Genomic DNA, 19,997 nt, shown 5'->3' on the forward strand with positions numbered 1-19,997 from the left:
CCATCGCTCATATCAACGGTATCTAGATCTTCGCACAAAATAAAAAGCTGTTCCTACTATAATTAAAAACAGTTGTGGAAGAAGCACATTTAAAAACTGTATCATAAAGCGATGTGATTGTAGCTTGACCTTGTCCAAGAGTCTCATCTTTAAAACACGTCCTGACAACGATGAGATCCCAGCCCTATCAGTCAAATACCTCAAAGCATTTGTAACAAACTCTTTATTACCAAATGTCTGTTTAGAGAAACGATCATATCCCATAGGCGCATATCGTGGTCTGCCTTTAACCACCTTCACTTCATTCGATAAAATACGACCATCAGCCACAACAAGCATTTTAGTCTTCTCGCTTCTACCCTTCACTTTAGTGGATGAATCAAAACCAAACGCTTTTGGCATACGATGTTCAAACGAGGAATGAAAACTCCCTTCCATCACCACACCTACTGGAACGCGGCTCTTGTTAAACAGCTCACGCTTTGGAGCTTGATTGATTAGCGCCAAAGATATTTCCAATGGAGTATTAGTTAAAAGGGCATAGGGTGATGTCGTTAATACAGGAGTGATTGAGACCCCTTCATGCCTCTTGGTTGGTGTAATTGAACTCACAAAATCACTCTTCACACGGTCTAAACCTTTTCCAATTGGATGGCTCTGATTTGGCATTAACAGTGGAGAGAAGTACCACGGTGCAGGGGTATATTTAGGCTTCTGACCAGGTAATGCGGTATTCACAGGAAGTCGCATACAATCGACATCTTGCACGAGATCAGAGTTTATTCGAACTCCATACTGAAAAAGTTGGTCTCTTAAACTGAACTCACGCCCAATCGCAATCGTAGTCATGCCATGTTCTAGACTATCTAAACTCACCGATATAGGATCAATAAATACAGCCAAACGTCCTCCATTCATTACATATTGATCCACAATAAATTTAGTCCTCTCACTCAAATCTTTTTTCGGATCAGCTATGATAACGGCAGCTATATCGCTCTGTTGTGCTCGTAATCCCTCTGCTGATAAATCGACAAAATCAAAATCTTCGGAAAGCTCTTTACGAAGAATAAAAGTCTCTTTAGGATCTAATGGGTTTCCATCAGTCAAGAAAGCAATACGATCTCGTCTCTTCTGCTTCAATTTATAGATCGCACGAACCATTTCATACTCCAACAATTCCGTAGAATTATTCAGATTTTGATCTGACGAGAATAGGCTATTCCGTTTCAAAAGATTAACAACAATCTCCTTCCCATTTCCCTTAACAACCATTGCAGGAAAAAGAAGTTGTGTTGTTGTTCCTTCAGACTTCTTTATTCTTATATCAGTAGGAGTAAGGCCTTTCTGAGATAGATAAGTGAAATATTTTTGCCTCTTATTGGGATCCACTTCTTTATAGGGATCAATTAGATCATAATGAATAGGAGATGAGCTATAAGAATCTAAAACACTTATTTTCTGTGTAATATTCTCTTGAAACACACGAAACTTTGCAGGCATCTCTCCTGCTAAATATAGATCTACTTGAATGGGAAAATCAACATCAGAAATAACTTCTTCTGACACATCAGATAATGAATATCGACCTTCTTCAGTGAGATCCAATTGAAAATCAACAAAAGTACCTCCCCACAATAATAGTGCAGTAAAAACAGTGTTTAATACAATGCTTTTGCGCTTCTGATCCCTATGAATAGCATTCCATGATAAACTCATCGTAGCAGCACAAATGAAGAAAGCCACCATGACTAAGAAATATATAATGTCCTTGGCTAAAACAACACCTCTTGCAATAGAGTGATAGTGTTCATCTAAACCAAGCGATGCTACACCACCCCAAAATTGACTCATCGGATAAAGTTGTGATCCAACCCCGAAAGCATTATATAAAAACATATTGATGACCACTGCCAAAAGAAAAGAGATCACTTGACTTTCGGTGATAACAGAACAAAAGATCCCGACAGCTAAATAGACTGTTGCCAAAAGAAACATCCCTAAATACGATCCCCCAACAGCCCCACTATCAATGCAACCAATAGGATCTCCTAAATAATACACCGTAAAGTAGTAGATTAACGTAGGAACCATTGCAAGGAAAACCAAAAAGCACGCAGCAAGAAATTTACCTAATACCACTTGAAATCGTGATACTGGACGTGTTAACAACAATTCCAATGTTCTCTGCCTTCGCTCTTCTGCAAACATCTTCATGGTAATCGCTGGTGCTAAAAAGAGTAACACCCAAGGACCTAAATCAAATAGCCCATCCAAATTAGCATATCCTGTGGACAACAGATTATACTCCGACGGAAAAACCCATAAAAGGATAGAAGTGGCAAAAAGAAAAATTGAGATCACTAGATAGCCCGATAAAGAGCTAAAAAATGATTGTATCTCTCGACGAAAAATTGGCAACATAGGGTCCTTTCTCCTTTTTTATGATAGATTTTTAATAATGGCTTTTGCGGCTCTTTCTCCCGCATTCTCTCCATCTAACATATTCAACATCTCTTGATAACTCTCTTCTATATTGTTACGATATTTTTTATCATAAATTAATAGTTCCAGTTCCTTACGTACATTATCAACCGTACATTTTTCTTGAAAGATCTCTTTCACAGCCTCGCGTCCTAGGATAAGGTTGACCAAAGAAAAATATGGTATTTTTAAAAACAATTTACGCAATAGTGAAGCAAATCGTCCCCATTCCACTTTATAACAGACCACCTGTGGTGTACCAATCACACCCGCTTCTAAAGCTGCTGTACCGGAAGCTACCACTGCGGAATGTGCATGTTTCAAAAGCTCGTGTGTCTGACCATAAACCACTGTAATATCTGCCCCGTCTCTACATTGATCATAAAGCTCTTTTGATATAGATGGTGCGCCACCTACAACAAATTGAAATGCTTTAAAATGATCAGACACTTTAGCCATAATTGGAAGCAAACGTTGAATCTCTTGTTTTCGACTTCCTGCAAGAAGTGCTATAATAGGTCGATCATCTAACCCATTATCCTTACAAAAAGAAGCTGTAGTTCGATCCCACTGTTTCTGATATAGAAGTTCATCCACCGTTGGATTACCAACAAAAGTTACAGGATAGTTATGCTTTTTATAGAATTCTGTTTCAAAAGGCAAAATTGTAAACATCTTATCCACATGCTGTTTAATCTGTTTTACACGCCCCTCTTTCCAAGCCCATATCTTAGGAGAGATATAATAAAAAGTCTTATAACCTAATGACTTCGCTATTTTTGCCACCCGCAAATTAAACCCAGGATAATCAATAAATATCACCACATCAGGATCAAATGATTGTATCTCAGCCTCGGCCAATTTAAAGTTACGTTTGATCTCTCCAAGGTTCATCAATACACTCTTAAAACCCATAAAGGCCATCTTCTTATAGTGCTTGATCAATCCATCAGATACAGCCGACATCTCTTCACCACCAAAAAACCGAAAGGATGCTTGTGCATCAGATGCTTTAATTCCACGCATAAGATTTGCACCATGAAGGTCTCCTGAAGCTTCTCCTGCAATAATAAAGTATTTCATGTTTTATTCTAATTTAATTATTACAAGGTCATCCAGAAATACCCTTTTAATGCAAATATGATTACAATCCAAACAATACTCACACGCACCAATCCTTGTTGAAATAGATTCTTATTGAACTGGTTCGCTAGAAAGAAAATAATCAAATTGGGAAATGCAGAGATAGACAATAGATACACCATCGCACCTTTTTCCATCGCTATTTTAATATATTCAGGAAATGCAATCTCTGAATATTTTGTGAAATAGGTCATAAAGAAGAAGATTGCGGGCACTAGCAATCCTGTAATAAACCCTGTAGATATAGAGTTTATGAACGTCTCTTGTTGCACTTTTTTATTGCTTATTCTATTCATTATAAATTCCAATTTTTCAACTCATCAAGCATCGTATAATCTGTTGTATCTACTGAAGTAGGAACAACAGATACATAGCCTCTTTTAATCAAATGTTCATCAGTATCTTGTGCATGCACTTCTGCATTATCAAAATAGCCAGACAACCAGTAGTATTCTCGATTATGAGGATCAACTCTCGTTTCGAACTCCTCACTCCATTTCCCCCTAGCTTGTCGGCACACTTCAATACCTTTTATCTCTCCATTTGGTGCATTTACATTTAAACAAACACCTGCAGGAAGTCCTTGCGAAAGAACATTGTTAACCATAGTACGAACGACTGGACGCATCAACTCAAAATCTGCATCTTTACTATAATTATCTAAAGAAAAGCCAATCGAAGGGATACCATGAATAGCTCCTTCCATCGCTCCACCCATCGTTCCAGAGTAGATCACAGAGACCGATGTATTAAGCCCATGATTGATGCCACTCAATACTAAATCGGGATAACGATCCATCACCTTATTTAGTGCCAACTTCACACAATCAACAGGTGTTCCTGAACAACTATAGACCGTTAATCCTTCTTCTTCTGCCTCCACTCGCAAACGTAAAGGTCGATCCACAGTAATAGCAGAAGATTGTCCACTTCGAGGACCATTTGGTGCCACCACGATGACATCCGCTAAGTCTTGAACAAAATTCGTAAGGCATTGGATCCCCTTGGCATCCACCCCATCATCATTCGTGATCAGTATTAATGGTTTTTCCATAACTTGCTATTTTAATGAGAAATCATCTCTCCATTTAGACAAAGATAGTAGATTCCTTTTCCTTGATTAAAAAAACTAGATAATTATTTTGTACAATAGAATCTTACCTTAACAAAAGAACTAAAAGTTTGTTTTGTTTTTACTTGGTTTAATAGTGTTGGCCAAACATAAAATAGAAGAAGGAAAGAAAGGATCTGATCCTATTCTCTCCTTCTTCTATTTTTAACCGCACACACTACTCCCAGAAGAGAAACATATACGTTACACCAGTCTCAGTCAGTCTGTTACATTATTTAAATCTAAAAGAGGATAAGATGGCACGATGATCTGAACTAAAAAAAGCTCCCTTTGGATCATCTTTAACAATCATTGATGATAGAACATCAAGCATTGAAGGAGTGTAATAGATAAAGTCAATCCTATCAGACATTACATACCCAGCTTCACCATGAAATCCCCAAGTAATTTCCTCTTTAACATTTGGAGTAGGATATATCGTACGATATGAGTCCTTGAATCCTTTTTCCATTGTCATGATACTTGTAGGCCATTTTAATATCTTATTAAAATGCCACTGTTTGTTTTTTTCATTCCAATCAAGATGGGAGCTAGAGTTAAAATCACCTCCCATTACAACAGGAAGTTTTAATCTCATATTAACACTATCAATTCGTGCAAGAATATCGCTCATCTCTTTTGCTCTTGTACTATGCTCTCCAGCAATAATAGAGTCAACACTAAGTGTATCAACATAAGTCAGATAATCGGGAAGCCAATTAAGCCAAATGTTAACACATAATACCCTCTTGCCTTGAATCTTCACCACCACACCTTGAGAGTTTCTGCCTTTTAGATACTTTACCTCTTCTACAATAGGAAATTTAGAATGGATTGATAGATTACTATTTCCTCTTGAAGAGTAGACATAACCAGCTTTTTTAGCAATCTCCATTCCACAACAATATGTCTCTTGCATAAAGAGCACATCAGCTTCATTTTGTTCTAAAACTTTCTGAATATTGATCGTATTAGATCGGTCTTTTTTAAATTTATTCAATTTAGTCCCATGAACCCCACCGTGCCATATGTTCCATGTCATTACCTTAAATGAATGATCCTCTGACGAAGTTTTTGTATTACAAGAAGAGAACATTGCAATCGTTAATGTCAGCAGAATTAAATAACTTAATCTCATCATATCAACTTAATTTTAAAATTCGGATATAATTATATCCATATGTGTGTTTAGTTTATTTCGCAATTATTCTTTGCAATTCATATAATCACAAATAGAAAGAACCAATTGCTGAGTATAAAAGTATAAAACAAAACAACAAGCAACACTCTAACTAACTTAAAATCACAAGAAATTACATTATTGAAAAGAGAATAAAAAAACGATAGGTGTGGGGACTTCTATACCAATACATAAAAAGCAAAAACATGATACTTTAAATACGATTATGGAAGTGATAATAAATAAAATACTCATATGCTTATGATCTAAAGATGCAAAAGGCATATGAGTACTGAAATTATGATTCAATTTTATAGTATATTTTACTTACTATACCATGATGCACCTGTATCAGATTGTTTTACAGGACGACTCACGATTCCTTGAGAAGCAAGTAGTGATAAATCTAGATCAATACCTGTAATATTCGGGTAGGATACAGTAGAAGGAGCATATCCAGTAGGAAGTGAATAATATCCAGTGGTAGGATCTTTCGCTACTGTAAACGGTGTTTGATCCATACCTGTTCTTTCAGTTATTCCTAAGTTAGCTCCAGTAAAACGATCGTTATTAAAAGTTCCAATACTTCCTGTAGAAGTATCCGTATGGAAGAAATCATAGCTAAAGCTTTTATTCGCAAAAACATTCCCTGTAAACCTTAGGTCATATGGATCTTCATAGGTTAACCCATTATCCGCACACCATAGCACACGACGATCTTTTAGCCCCTGTAGTTCGACTGCATAGCCATTGTTATTTGCAAAATAATTATTTGCAATAGTCATATCATAAGCTAAAGCATGCTCAGAAGCTTTTGCTCCTGAATTTAGATACAATGCTGCATAACCTCTTGACTTCATCGTCTTAGCTAATTGAAAATAGTTACCTGCAATAAGATGTCCACTACCCCAAATAAATGCACCTCCACAATCTTTTGAGCTGTCATAACTAATAAAGAAGTTATGAATCATCACTTGGTGGTCCCCATGACGGAAGTTCATTGTTCCTTCACAGTTATTAAAAGTGTTTCCATAAATCACATTCTCCATTGACTTACTAGTGATGATTTCAGGTTCTGAATTTTGTGCAACAAATAAGTTTGAATCCACAAGGCAACGACCATAATCTTTTCTCCAATAGCCAATACGGACTCCCCCACCAGCATTTCCACTCTTCTTAAACGGATTATAGAAGTAACAGTGATCTAACCTATGATACATTGGGATTCCTGGATCACCGACAGTACTCTTCTTGGCTGTGTTGTTAAGATTTACAACCTGATCATTAGTTGTTTTGTTCATAAACGAACAGTGGTCAATACGACAATACTGTGGAACAGATCCATCTGCTGCTAATGACGTTGTAAGGTAAGCTGAGGTTACATCGTTAAAATTATCGATTACACATTGTGTAACTCTATTGTGACTACCATAAATTGCAATTAGCCCAGGACCGTGAGACGACCACTCACCATTCAGACGAGCACCATCTCTAAAAAGAAAACCTTCTAAAATAATATGTTCTCCTTTCAACTCTACTTTACAGTTTCCTGTAATAGCAGCCTGCCCTATTAACGAAGACTTAATTACGATTGGATTATCTGCTGTTCCTGAATTTGTCACAACAAGTTGTAGGTCTTTATACTCACCTGGAGCCAATGAAAGAGTCTGCCCTGAAGAAAGTGTCATTACAGCATTATTCACTTCGGCCACTGTTGAGACATCAATGACAGGGCTTACAACTGAAGACATGGTAGACAACTCATGCAAACTGGCTTCATTTAAATTATCAGAACATGAATTAAATAAGATAATTCCCCCTAAAACTAACATTAATTTTACGTGTTTAAATACTTTCATCTAATTGTTTCGTTAGTTAATTATTTAAATTAATTAAAGTACAATGATATTAAACATAAATAAATATTTAGATATAATAAGATATGTTTTACATCACAACATTTGACTTGCGCAACAATTAAACTTTCTTTAAACGGTAATACATATGTTAGTGGAGTATCATTTGACTCTATATTTTTTGAGACACGTCTACACCTCTTTCAATCGGGTAGATGGCTGGAAGATATTTAATCTTCCAGTACACCTCCCACACCACCGTACGTACGGGTCTCGTATACGGCGACTCCCTAAATCACGACTTTACTTTCTGATAATAATCACTTAGCGTAATATAGCCTGCCTTCTCCAAATTCTTATTCGTTATAGTCGTTTGTAGAATTGGACTCTTTGAAATGAAATGCGCCAATACTTTTTCCTCGTATTAGCATATTCATACGCTTTGCTCTTCAAAACTCCGATCAAATATGCCGCATGAAATAATGATAATTCGCCATCGGGTTAACACTTACCTTTTCGTAGTTCTGTTATTAAAACTTTTCGATGAAATCTGAGATAATCTTTTAAGGATTCCACCTGCATCTCATCAACTCCATGACTCCCTTTATTTCGATAAACCTGTAAATAAGCCTTATTTAGGTTATCTGATTCTAGGACTCGTTCTAATAAATTATCTGTTGTAATGGTCGTTTTCATAATGGCTTCAGTTATCCCATTGAAAGTGTGCGCTCTTGAGTTATTATCGAGTTCCGCTCTACCTTCACTCAAGTAGCTATCTTCCGATATTTTCTGCATTGATCCCTTCATTAGGTAACAGTCTGTATTATGAACAATTTAAGATTCAGTCCTTCCTGTAAAGTGGATACAGTACTATGACCTCGGCTGACTTCTCACAGTTAACTTTTTGTGAATGGACAGGAAAAAAAATACACTGTATCCATCTGTGAGACCTCCCATGGTAAGGAAATTAACTTTCACTCCATCTATCCGCCACATCTACGGTATAAACTCCGTGTAGAATTCGGACTTCACTTTGTTTGGCAAGCTTATCCAGTTATATACCGCCTAATGAGATTCGTATACCTCGGATCAGAGTTTTGCATACGGCTTCCTTCAGGTTATACCTCACGATAAGCACCCTTGCCTTCTGCTAGGTGGTTGGCTCTACAAACCTCCACTACGGACTTGCACCGATTAGTTAATTTACATGCATGGCACACCAAAAACAGGAGCCTACAAAACGATGTAGACTCCTGTTATTTTGATTCGAAACATTTTGTTAAAAAGCTAACAATTTATGAAAGCATTATTTAACCACGATCTTTTTCAATATCATTTTATCTTGTAGAGGTATTCGAACAAAGTAGATACCACTTGAGATATTTATTGAAACGATATTGTCCATACGATCAAGATAAGCATGTGCGACAACTTGCCCAGAAACATCAATAATATTGACTTTGATCGGTTTCTTTGGCATAGATGGTAAAACAATATGCATCTTTGAAACAACTGGGTTAGGGAAAATCCTAACATTATTACTAGAGGTCAAATTTGCATCCATTATGTCGACATCAATATCCTGATTGTCATTCATCGCACCAACGGTCATTGTATAATCATCGGCCTGGAAATAGTTAAATCGTTCTCCCGAAGGATTGACCTCATTAGTATCCCATGCATATACAATACGTAATCTACAACTTCCTGAATGAGCCCCACTTGGAACTTTGATATTATGACTTAATAGTTTATCTTCACTCGACACAGAACCAATATGATACTTTTCACTGTCCTCAAAAACACCATTATTATTCCAATCAAACCATGCATACGTCCAGAATGTCTCACCATATGGATTATTAACTCGAACTTGTAAAGCATAGGTATTATTCTTCTGAATTGCAGTACTCATTGATGTAAAGTCATTATAGCCTTCCGCTCTAACATCTCCATTATCAATAGTATTAAAAATAACCCTTTTCACTGCCTGAATACCACGTCCTTTTATTTCATTATAGGCAGCAGCAATCTGAGTTCTAGCCGTCACCTCTGGTATGGTTCCACCAGTGTAATAAGCAACTTCTTCACCTCTATTATTAAATGCAAAGATTCTAAAACTATACATTGTCCCTGCATCCAAGCCTTCTATTTCAATAGTTCGCTGCATATCAGATACATATCGAACATTATCACTATATTGAACACCATTTACAGGTTGAGTCAAGGCTTCTGATGATCTAGCCCATTGAATCATAAACCCATCAGGAGTTTCATATTGATCTTTCTCCCAATTTAATGATATAACACTCTCTCCAACAGAGGTAGCTTGGAAATCAATCGCATGAGAAACAGGGGCAAGCTTTTGCTGTTTTTTTGTAGTAAAAGTTATCTGCTCTCCATAAGTTACACCATAAGGAGTTTTCACAAATGCCCTAGCATAAAATAAAGTTTGGTATTTCAATCCATTTAATATCACTTTAGAGTTTGACATATAGGGCTTCGGTGCATTATATGTACTATTTACTAACGTAGGCAATGGGAAATCTGAAATAACAACGCCTTGCTCTATAATTTGGTTAGAAGTGATGCCATTAACATGCATATCTACTTCTACATGATCTTGATAAACTTTAGGTGCTGTTAATATCTTCACCTCTACAATATTGGAGGTGAACATTACACTAAAATCTTCCGCTTGACCATAGTTAAGTTCCTGACAAGGTGAGGTAATCTCATATCGACTATATTCTGAGATGATTCTCATTCTCAATGGATGATTACGTACAAAGTCATCAGAAACATCAAAAGATAAGAGATTCATTCCTGTAATATTATCCGCTTTTGTAACCAACTCCTCTGCAGTTAGTTCTCCATTATTATCTTTATCAATATAGATAGCAACATTTTCACTATAACTACTACCAACAGTAATATTCAGCTCAACATTAGAACGATTTACATCCCAAATAGCCTTTAAAGAATGGTCGATATAACCACCTTCTTCATAACTTCCTTCTGAAGTTATCTGCTTACCATCAAATTGTACATTGTAAATTCCAAAATCATAGTCATTTGTAGTGTAATTCAATGAGTTCGTACACGAAGCTATTGCTGTCTGAATCTTCGCTTTTGTCTTAAATGTAATATCATTTCCATAAGTCACACCGGATCCATTTATCACAAAAGCTCTGGCATGGTAGGAAGTGTTTGACTCTAGATCTCTTAATGACACTTTACAGTTAAGATCATATGGCTTCGAAGCTTCATATTTAAGATCATCGACTGTTGGGGCTTCATCATTTGAAACGACAACACCTTGTTCTATGATATTAGATACTTTCACTCCACTTACCTCTATCCCAACTTCAACATAATCATTATAAACAATAGGATCAGATAATGTCTTAACAGTAGGACTAACACTAGTAAATCTTACAGCAAAATCCTCTGCTTGCCCATAACCTAAATCTTGACAAGGTGACGTAATCTTATCACGACTATAATCAGACATAACACGCATTCTTAGAATGGTATTCAGCAGATAACTATCATCCACAGTAAAAGTCAATGTATTTTCCCCTTTGGTATTATCAAAGGCTACAACCAACTCATGTTCTGATAAAATCCCATCATTATTCTTATCGATAAATATTGCAATATTTTCACTATAGCCTGTTCCAACTGTAACATCACAATCAACAGATGAACTATTTATCTCAAAAATCCCTTTATCCGTTTGATCAACATATCCTTTATCAACAAAACTTCCTTCAGAATTAATCTGCTTATCTCCAATCTTAACCTGATAAATACCAAACCCATAATCACCAACCTGATTGGTTGTTTTATTGGTACAAGAGATTGCTGGCAATAAACTTTTTTCTCCTGTGATAAAGACAAACTCATCACTGTATACAACATCTGATTTATCCTTAATATATGCCTTAGCATAGTAAGTAGTACTATACTTAAGACCTGTTATATTAATCGAAGATGTCAAACTTGCTGGATTCTCTACAGTATATTTCACATCAGAAATAGTAGGGTTTGAGACCTCTGAGAGAACAACACCTTGTTCTAATATCGCTGTAGTATTCACATCACTCGCTTCTAAATAAACGACCACTTCATTATCCTTCACCGTAGGAACTGAAGAGAACTTAATAGAAGGTTTTATAGATGGTTTACTTGAGGTAAATATGATCGAATAATCTTCAGCTTGACCGTAGTGTAACTCTTGGCAAGCTGTAGTAATATCATACCGACTGTAATCCGTTACAACACGCATTCTTACCTTGGCCTCTTTCTCATATGTATCATCCACGTTAAATGATAATACTCGAGTTCCGATGACATCATTAGAAACTGCAACCAACTCATCATCAGACAAGTTTCCATCATTATTTTTATCTATAAAGACACCTACATTCTGATACATTTTAGTACCAAATGTGATGGACACATCCACCGTAGCATCTGACACTTTAAAAACACCCTTATCCGTTTGGTCTAAATATCCATTATCACCAAAACTGCCACTTGAGCTAATGGATAAATCTCCAATCTCTACATTATAAATACCAAAATCATATGTATCATCTAAATAGATTGTATTGTTTTGACATGAAGCCTTAGGTAATCCTTCAACAAACTCAACAGCATTTTCAATCACACATCGATGACTTCCATAGTCGTTTGATGCCACAAGAGAGACACTATAATTTCCTGGAGTAATGTACCTAACTACTGGATTCTCAGAAGTATTTGTTGTACCTTCAAGCATTTCAATATTAGTACTTCCGAAATCCCATATGTAACCAGATAACTTCCCTGTGCATTCAGAAATAAAGTGAACCGTCGCACTTGACCCTTTAATTGGGTTTGTCTCTTTGATAGAAAAACAAGCTTTAGGTGCAACCCTCTCAAGAGAGTATGTCTTATAAGTAGGACGACAATTGGTATTACTAATAGTTACAACCGCCTCTTTTTTACTTTCAATAGGATCGAAATTTAATGTTGCACGACCTCCTACAATCGTACTTTTTGCAACCAATACTCCATCAACGGTAATCGTCACTAAGGCCCCCTCTTCACTAACACCATTTACTTGAATAGTATTATCACCAGTAGAGATATCTGCAGGCATTTGAGCTTCAATTACTGTTGGCTGTTGGGTCCACATTTTCATCGCAGGGTCTCCAAAGAGATGGAATAAACGGTAAGTATAAAGAAGATACCTATCGTTCGGTGCCCAAGTTTGATTCATTCTTAGAAGACCTAAATTTAGCACATCTCCCAAAGTGGTTGTAGCTTCAGCAAACCCTTGGGCTGGAGCATTCACTGCACGACTTCCAGCACCAAAAGATGGAAGCATTCCAGGATTAGGCCATATAGCTTCCACTAAACCTGCAGACAATCCATCATTAGGTCCTGAAAGAGAATAATATGAGGCAGCAAAAACAGCTACTGCACCTGCATCCTCTAGACGTAGAAATTTCTCTGCGAAACATTCATCTAATGAAAACTCTCCTGTGTGGCAATTGATTGAAAAGACAACAGGTAACTTATCTCCATTATGCAGACGATCCATTTGATTTGTTACGAAACCTGGATGTGCCCATCCTGATCCTCCTGCATAACCATGGTCCCTATGAAACACATAGAATTTACCTTCATTTATCTCTCGTGCAATATCATCAGCATCACCATCCCATTGAAAACCATTCGCTCTTAATAATTCTGGGGCTATAGCTTCTCCATTAGAGTAGTAACCATTATTAAAATTTGTTGGATTATTACGCGGATCTGAATAGTAGATACGATCTACATTATAACCTTGTCCAGTAATATAGTCTCTAATATCCTCACTAGTATGACAAAAACGGCGAGCAGCAAATCCATCTCTTGGATTTCCAGCTTGTACATCTTGGAATTGTGCACAATTTACCCCATTTTGATAAAAATCAGCATCCTCAACAGGGTTCTTCTCATATTTGATGATCTTATCAACCACAGTATTTGCCTGTTCTACATTCTCTACAGAAAGTCGACCTCTCGCCATATCTGGAGTAAAATCATCTGCACCATCCATACACGCATAATATAGATCACTAAAAAATTCCTCTCCTGCATTTAGTGCGGTAAAAGGCATAGATGGAACAAATTCGACATCTCCTATGATCACATAATACTTAGGTTTAGGATTCCATGTACGATAACGCTCAGCTATTGCCTCTCTAACTTCATCTGAAGTCCAATTATCTTGTGAAACAACATCCACTTTATACCCTAGACTTCCTTTCCATGCAGCCAACTTATTTGCTGCTTCATTAAAGTCTTCATGCGTAATAATAATATAATCTTTTGCTTCTGGATCCACTTCATCTGTTAACGAACCAGCACTTTCTGTAAGTTGAGATGGATTCATTACTTCTGACTTCAATACATCCAAGGTTCGTTGACCTAAAGTAGATTCTGTATTTCCTTCTCCTTTATAAAAACGGTAAACAAGTTTAGAATATACCCTAAGGGTTCTTTGAACAGGGTTAAATTGAACTGGACAAATACGAACAGCTGAGATGCGAATATCTCTCATCACCTGATTCATCGAGATCTTCACTTGCTCTTCAGGAAAGAATGCATCTTTGTTATAAATATTCTCATCTTTTTGAAATACAGGATCAGGTGCTCCTTGTGTATCTCTCGCAGGTTCTAAGGCTGGATGAACCATAAAATCAGGATAATCTACATAAGTAGCATCCACTAGCCTCAACTGAGGAGTCGTTCCTTTTGATAAAACGAACTGATCGTTTCTCATTGGTAAAGCAGGTGCACCAACTTGACCAAGCTGTCCAAATCCTTCAATCTGTAAAAAATTATATCGGTCATCTTGTGATTCTTTATCGATAACCTCTGCTCCTTGAAAATAGTAAGTCACCTCAATGGAGCCATCACCTAAATCTTTCATCTCTTTGCGTGGAACAAGAGACTCTTTAGAGACTTCAGCCTCTCTTTGATCCTTCGAAAACGGAAGGAATCGATTTTGACCATTTACATAGAGGCTGAACACCATCATTAAAAGGGTCAAACAGTAGAATTTACTCATAAAATGTTAATTAAAGGGTTGTGATAAACATAATATTTAGACAGCAAACATAGTTAAAAAACAATAATTGACAACTACAATAATTACAAATCAACGACTTTATTGTAAATATATGTTTACACATCTTATGCTAACTATCTATAAGATAACATCTACTACCATCTATTTATAAAATTTATATACTAAAAACACTCCCATCGAATGGAGCATAAATACTGCAATAAGAAAACAACTACTGATAATATGGTGATCGATATATATTTTAATAAAAAAACGATTATCGTCCCAATAGGCAGGTTAGTCAAATCATAGTCTATACCTACATGAAAATATACATGAATATTTTATTCAAAATGAAAACAATAACCTCGCTATATTTTCAAATATGAACCAAAAGTACATCATCATTGTTCCTCAAAGAAATAATAGCTAAAGTATTATGAAAGATCGAGTTATAATATGCAAAGAACCATTAGGATTCCCTTGGCAAACATCTGATCCATTTTTATTGTGTGTACACCATCTTGACCACTTTCCCCCAGGAAACAGCAAACTAGGTGTTGATCCAAAATATTTAAGAGGACACACTCGAGGTAATGACTTCCAAACTATAGATGGTTTCAGAATGTATCATGGAGTACATACACCTGGATTCCCAAGGCACCCACACAAAGGATTCGAAACCATTACAATTGTACTAGATGGTTATGTCGACCATAGTGACTCTATGGGGGCATATGGTAGATACTCTACTGGGGATGTACAATGGATGACAGCAGGAGCAGGTGTTCAACATTGTGAGATGTTCCCTTTAATTCATCACGATAAAGAGAACAAATTGGAACTTTTTCAAATATGGTTAAACCTACCTGCGAATAGAAAAAATGTACCTCCATACTATAAGATGATGTGGAAAGAGGACATTCCTAAAGTTATAACAGGTAACAAGGAGGGAGAAAGAGCATTTGTACGTGTGGTAGCTGGAAAATATGAAGGGGAAGAAGGTTTAGCCCCTCCACCCGATTCATGGGCAGCTGACCCAAAGAATGAAGTATCCATATTAGACATTGTAATTGAACCTTATGCAGAAGTCACAATACCAAGAATGGAAAATATGGATCAATTTTCTAATCTCTATTTTTATCGAGGTGATCAAATGTTTATCCATAGAGATGTAATCAACGAACATTGCTGTCTCTGTCTACATCGAGAACATGATATAAAAATAAAAGCTGGAGATAGTATGTGTCACCTCCTCTTATTACAGGGGGTTTCTATCAAAGAACCTGTAGCTAAATATGGACCATTTGTAATGAATAGTGAGGCTGAAATTCGTCAAACCTTTGAGGAGTACAATGAGACTGAATTTGGTGGATGGATATGGGATAATGATGAAGTCATTCATCCAAAGGAGCAGCTGAGATTTGCAGTGTATAAGGATGGAAAAGAGGAGTTCAAATAGTCTACATAATCGTTACGCCTCTAGTACCGATAAGATTTTATAAAGCTTAAATTAACATCAAGAAGGGATATATCATGAGTTCAAATATCATAAAAAAAGAGGCACTAACATTACCATGGCAAACAGAAGATCCATATCTTTTTTGCATGTATCACGTGAACAATTACCCGGCAGGAAATTATGACTTTAGTCCCAAAGCATCATTAGAAGGCAGAAGAATTGGAGAGGATTTTGCAGATATTGATGGATGGAATATGTACCATGGCAGTCATATCCCGGGATTCCCGCATCATCCACACAAAGGATTCGAAACAATTTCAATTATTGAAGAGGGATATCTTGACCACTCAGACTCTCTTGGTAATGGTGGTAGATTTGGTGCAGGAGATGTCCAATGGATGACTGCAGGTTCTGGCGTACAGCACTCTGAGATGGGAGCACTAATGAATATGGATAGACGAAACCGAAAAGAGTCCTTTCAAATATGGCTCAACCTTCCTGCCTCTTCAAAAAATGTAGATCCTGACTATAAAATGTTGTGGAGAGAAGACATCCCTATTGAGACAAAAAGATATGACGATGACAGAACTGTGACGGTTAAAGTTATTGCGGGTGAATACGATGGTATAGTAGCAATTGATCCCACTCCGAATTCATGGGCAGCAGACCCCAAAAATAAAGTGCGAATTCTTCTAATCCATATGGATAAAGATACATCATGGACTCTCCCTAAGACGGACGAAGGAACAAGCCGAAGAATATATCTCTACCGAGGTAAAAATGTGACTGTAGATAACAATGATATCATATCAAATTCACAATATGCTCAACTGGTGCCCGATGCTCATATAGAATTTAAAAACCGAAGATACGAAAGTAAGTATGCTACTACTTGAAGGGAACCCAATAGGTGAACCTGTCGCTCAATACGGTCCTTTTGTGATGAATACCGAACAAGAGATTCAAGATGCTTTTAGAGAATATAAAGAGACACAATATGGAGGATGGCCTTGGCCTAGTTCTGAGATGACACACGGAAGAGACAAAAAACGATTTGCGACGTACTCTGATGGTAGAGAAGAAAATAGGGAATTATAACCCCTTCATTTAAACAAAAGAGCATCTCCAATCATTATAAAGAGATGCTCTATTGCTGTAAACACCAAAACCATTTATATCATGATGGTCTAAAATTAAGGAAACTAAAGACCGATAGGCTTCTCCACGCCTCTCTTTTCATACAAATCCCCTTTCTCTATTTTCTTATTCTGTCTCCCTTTACGGAAATTATAGGTCAAACTAATCATCAACATCCCTTTTAAGTGACTTAGATCATACTGTGAAACCTTCTTATAGACATTACTTCCTCGATCATCACTCCATGACTCATCAAAAGAGAACGAGAAGTTATTCGGAGCAAAAGGCAAGCTATAATATACAAATACATTTAGTTTACGCTTCATCATGCTCTTCATCACCGAAACAGATAGGTTATCATTACCCTCCGTGGTATACCCCATTAAAGTAGGAGTATGATACAGTTGGTTACGATAAGCAAGACTTGCATACCACCCCTTGGTAAAGAGATTATAGTCTAGTGAAGCACGCACGAGTAACTGATTTTCCCTATTCGAAATATCTTGATAAGTCATCTCCATATTCTTGTAACTTCCTGTGACCTTAATTCCAAAACTCTTACTCAACTTTATCTTTGTATAGAAATCAACCCCCATATCTGTAAATTGATCCGCATTAATAAAACTATACACATATCGACGTTCTCCTTCTATGTTTTGAACACCTAAACCCCATGAAGTAATTTGATTATTAGACCATGAGTAGTAAGGAGTCACACGCAGTTTATTCTTAAAGAAAGTCATGGAAAGCGAAGCTTTTTGAGAAACATAAGAGGCTAACTTAGGATTCCCTTTCGTCACATCATATTCATTAATATTAGTGATATAATCTCTTGTTTGAGTACGATATGGATTCTCACTTTCAGATTTATAAGACAACGTAAAGCTCATCCCTCTATTCGGCTTATACATGATCTTACCAAAATAGAGCATCTGCATTTGATAACTATCTGCAACTCCTAGTTTATCCCATTGTGTTCCAAGCCCTAAACTTGCAGTAATTTTTTTAGATAACGTGGAATTAAAATAACCATTGAGTCTTTGAAAACGATCTGTCCTCTCATAAGCTTGTGGTGGCTCCACCAGTAGTGAAGAACCTACTAGACCTCTAGAGTATACCGTATCTCTATTATGTCTCCAAATATAACTATAGTCTAGCCCCAAGGTATGTTTATCCCCAATAGACCTAGAGATAGAAACCACACTTTTCAGGTATTTACCATTTTGTTTATAGTTTTGACTCAATGGATTTACTCTTGTCCATAAACGATCTCTCTCTTTGTCGTTACTCTGATTGTAATATGTTTCTATTTGTAATGTTGTTTTATCGGATAACTTACCATGATAAGTCAGTTGTCCAGAACTCACCTCTGAAGAACGACTGTTTTTATTCAGGTAGTTATAGTATTGCACCGGATTTGTTGGGCTATCGATAGAATAAACTTCACGAACAAACTCTTTATCGTAATCATTCTTCTCATCGGGCAATGTCCTATAGCCATATTGAACCCCAATCTTATGATTTTTGTGCAATTGAAAGTCCGTTCCTACCTGAAGATCAAGATCCTTACTTAACCCCGAGATATTATATTCGCGACCAGCCACGTTACGCATCATAATATTTTGATTGTCCATTACGATCTGATCATCAGTCTGAGAATAATATCTCGCTTGATGATGCTGAAAAGTACCATACCATTGCCACTGATTACAGCTATAATCTAAATTTACTTTCTGACGTGTATTATAATCAATATTTTCACCTCTATTCACCTCCGTCTGAAACATCTCCGTATCATTCAAATAGACTGCGAAACCTTGATAGTTCTTACGAGTGATTACATTTATTACTGCCGAATAGCCTTCCATCGCATAACGTCCATTTACATCACGCAAGATCTCCATCTTCTCGATACGTTGTGAATTCAGGTTCTTAATATATTGAGAAGGTTTCTTTACTCCATCCACAAGAAGCAATACATTATTATCTCCATCCACTTCAATACTGTTTTTTAGATCATCCACTTCCACCCCAGGAGTATCTCTCAACAACCAAATGGTAGAAGGAGATCTCTTTTGCATCTCTTTGGTGACCAAAACCACATCTCGATCAATCTTATTTATAATGGCAGCCCCCTCCACCTTCACCTCATTAAGCTCGGTAACAGACTGTCTCATCTCTACCGTTTGATATATTGCTTGTCGATCTCCTGACAATGAGATCTCTTGTGTCTCAAACCCAATAGCACTAACCACCAGAACATAAGAATTTTCTCTTGGTGCATTGAGCTCAAAGGCCCCTTCATTATCCGTAATAGTTCCTCCAATCAGGGACTCCTTTTGTGCACTATAAACTGCCACAGTAGCATACAGCACAGGTTGATTTTTAAAAACGACTTTCCCTGATATTTTACAATTAGATGCAGCATAAGAGGGTAACAGCTGGCACATTAAGAGTAAGAATAAAACATAAGTTTTAAGATAATTCTTCATAGTTAGATCTCGGTTTATTTAAAA

12 protein-coding genes are annotated in these 19,997 nt (G+C 36.7%); 3 read left to right on the forward strand and 9 right to left on the reverse strand.

What is annotated here, in order from left to right; all coding sequences use genetic code 11:
- Positions 1-12: 12 nt before the first annotated feature.
- From gldG to K5X82_08590, 8 genes are all read right to left on the reverse strand, one after another.
- A complete protein-coding gene (gene gldG, locus K5X82_08555) occupies positions 13-2,424 on the reverse strand; it encodes a gliding motility-associated ABC transporter substrate-binding protein GldG (protein QZT38933.1) in 2,412 nt (803 codons plus the stop codon).
- A gap of 18 nt (positions 2,425-2,442) precedes the next feature.
- Entirely contained in the window at positions 2,443-3,567 is a 1,125-nt protein-coding gene (gene lpxB / locus K5X82_08560) for a lipid-A-disaccharide synthase (GenBank protein ID QZT38934.1), read from the reverse strand.
- Between the two features lie 20 nt (positions 3,568-3,587).
- The gene (locus K5X82_08565; protein QZT38935.1) at positions 3,588-3,923 is read right to left on the reverse strand and encodes a hypothetical protein; all 336 of its coding nucleotides are present in this window, start codon (positions 3,921-3,923) and stop codon (positions 3,588-3,590) included.
- Complete coding sequence (gene surE, locus K5X82_08570; GenBank protein ID QZT38936.1) at positions 3,923-4,681, reverse strand: 5'/3'-nucleotidase SurE; 759 nt, start codon at positions 4,679-4,681, stop codon at positions 3,923-3,925. Before surE ends, K5X82_08565 begins: the two co-directional genes overlap by 1 nt.
- Before the next feature lie 289 nt (positions 4,682-4,970).
- Entirely contained in the window at positions 4,971-5,879 is a 909-nt protein-coding gene (locus K5X82_08575) for an endonuclease/exonuclease/phosphatase family protein (GenBank protein QZT38937.1), read from the reverse strand.
- A 362-nt stretch (positions 5,880-6,241) separates the two neighbouring features.
- On the reverse strand, positions 6,242-7,777 hold the full coding sequence (locus K5X82_08580) for a hypothetical protein (GenBank protein ID QZT38938.1): 1,536 nt from the start codon (positions 7,775-7,777) through the stop codon (positions 6,242-6,244).
- Positions 7,778-8,275: 498 nt separating this feature from the next.
- Complete coding sequence (locus K5X82_08585) at positions 8,276-8,569, reverse strand: hypothetical protein (GenBank protein QZT38939.1); 294 nt, start codon at positions 8,567-8,569, stop codon at positions 8,276-8,278.
- A 511-nt stretch (positions 8,570-9,080) separates the two neighbouring features.
- The gene (locus K5X82_08590; GenBank protein ID QZT38940.1) at positions 9,081-14,882 is read right to left on the reverse strand and encodes a T9SS type A sorting domain-containing protein; all 5,802 of its coding nucleotides are present in this window, start codon (positions 14,880-14,882) and stop codon (positions 9,081-9,083) included.
- Positions 14,883-15,321: 439 nt separating this feature from the next.
- Here K5X82_08590 and K5X82_08595 point away from each other — a divergent pair, with 439 nt between their 5' ends.
- From K5X82_08595 to K5X82_08605, 3 genes are all read left to right on the forward strand, one after another.
- Complete coding sequence (locus tag K5X82_08595; protein QZT38941.1) at positions 15,322-16,344, forward strand: pirin family protein; 1,023 nt, start codon at positions 15,322-15,324, stop codon at positions 16,342-16,344.
- Positions 16,345-16,490: 146 nt separating this feature from the next.
- On the forward strand, positions 16,491-17,240 hold the full coding sequence (locus K5X82_08600) for a pirin family protein (protein QZT39105.1): 750 nt from the start codon (positions 16,491-16,493) through the stop codon (positions 17,238-17,240).
- Positions 17,227-17,442: a hypothetical protein gene (locus K5X82_08605; protein QZT38942.1), complete on the forward strand. Its 216-nt coding sequence runs from the start codon at positions 17,227-17,229 to the stop codon at positions 17,440-17,442. The genes K5X82_08600 and K5X82_08605 overlap by 14 nt, the downstream gene beginning before the upstream one ends.
- 104 nt (positions 17,443-17,546) lie before the next feature.
- On the opposite strand, the gene K5X82_08610 is transcribed toward K5X82_08605, so the two are convergent.
- Positions 17,547-19,973, reverse strand: coding sequence for an outer membrane beta-barrel protein (locus K5X82_08610; GenBank protein QZT38943.1), 2,427 nt, complete (start codon positions 19,971-19,973; stop codon positions 17,547-17,549).
- Positions 19,974-19,997 lie beyond the last annotated feature (24 nt).

Source organism: Prolixibacteraceae bacterium (assembly GCA_019856515.1).
Lineage (GTDB): Bacteria > Bacteroidota > Bacteroidia > Bacteroidales > Prolixibacteraceae > Halosquirtibacter > Halosquirtibacter xylanolyticus.

Excerpts from the sequence above, each read along its gene's own strand:
- gldG (QZT38933.1), bottom strand. The coding sequence starts at position 2,424 with ATGTTGCCAATTTTTCGTCGAGAGATACAATCATTTTTTAGCTCTTTA.
- lpxB (QZT38934.1), bottom strand. The coding sequence starts at position 3,567 with ATGAAATACTTTATTATTGCAGGAGAAGCTTCAGGAGACCTTCATGGT.
- K5X82_08565 (QZT38935.1), bottom strand. The coding sequence starts at position 3,923 with ATGAATAGAATAAGCAATAAAAAAGTGCAACAAGAGACGTTCATAAAC.
- surE (QZT38936.1), bottom strand. The coding sequence starts at position 4,681 with ATGGAAAAACCATTAATACTGATCACGAATGATGATGGGGTGGATGCC.
- K5X82_08575 (QZT38937.1), bottom strand. The coding sequence starts at position 5,879 with ATGATGAGATTAAGTTATTTAATTCTGCTGACATTAACGATTGCAATG.
- K5X82_08580 (QZT38938.1), bottom strand. The coding sequence starts at position 7,777 with ATGAAAGTATTTAAACACGTAAAATTAATGTTAGTTTTAGGGGGAATT.
- K5X82_08585 (QZT38939.1), bottom strand. The coding sequence starts at position 8,569 with ATGCAGAAAATATCGGAAGATAGCTACTTGAGTGAAGGTAGAGCGGAA.
- K5X82_08590 (QZT38940.1), bottom strand. The coding sequence starts at position 14,882 with ATGAGTAAATTCTACTGTTTGACCCTTTTAATGATGGTGTTCAGCCTC.
- K5X82_08595 (QZT38941.1), top strand. The coding sequence starts at position 15,322 with ATGAAAGATCGAGTTATAATATGCAAAGAACCATTAGGATTCCCTTGG.
- K5X82_08600 (QZT39105.1), top strand. The coding sequence starts at position 16,491 with ATGTATCACGTGAACAATTACCCGGCAGGAAATTATGACTTTAGTCCC.
- K5X82_08605 (QZT38942.1), top strand. The coding sequence starts at position 17,227 with ATGCTACTACTTGAAGGGAACCCAATAGGTGAACCTGTCGCTCAATAC.
- K5X82_08610 (QZT38943.1), bottom strand. The coding sequence starts at position 19,973 with ATGAAGAATTATCTTAAAACTTATGTTTTATTCTTACTCTTAATGTGC.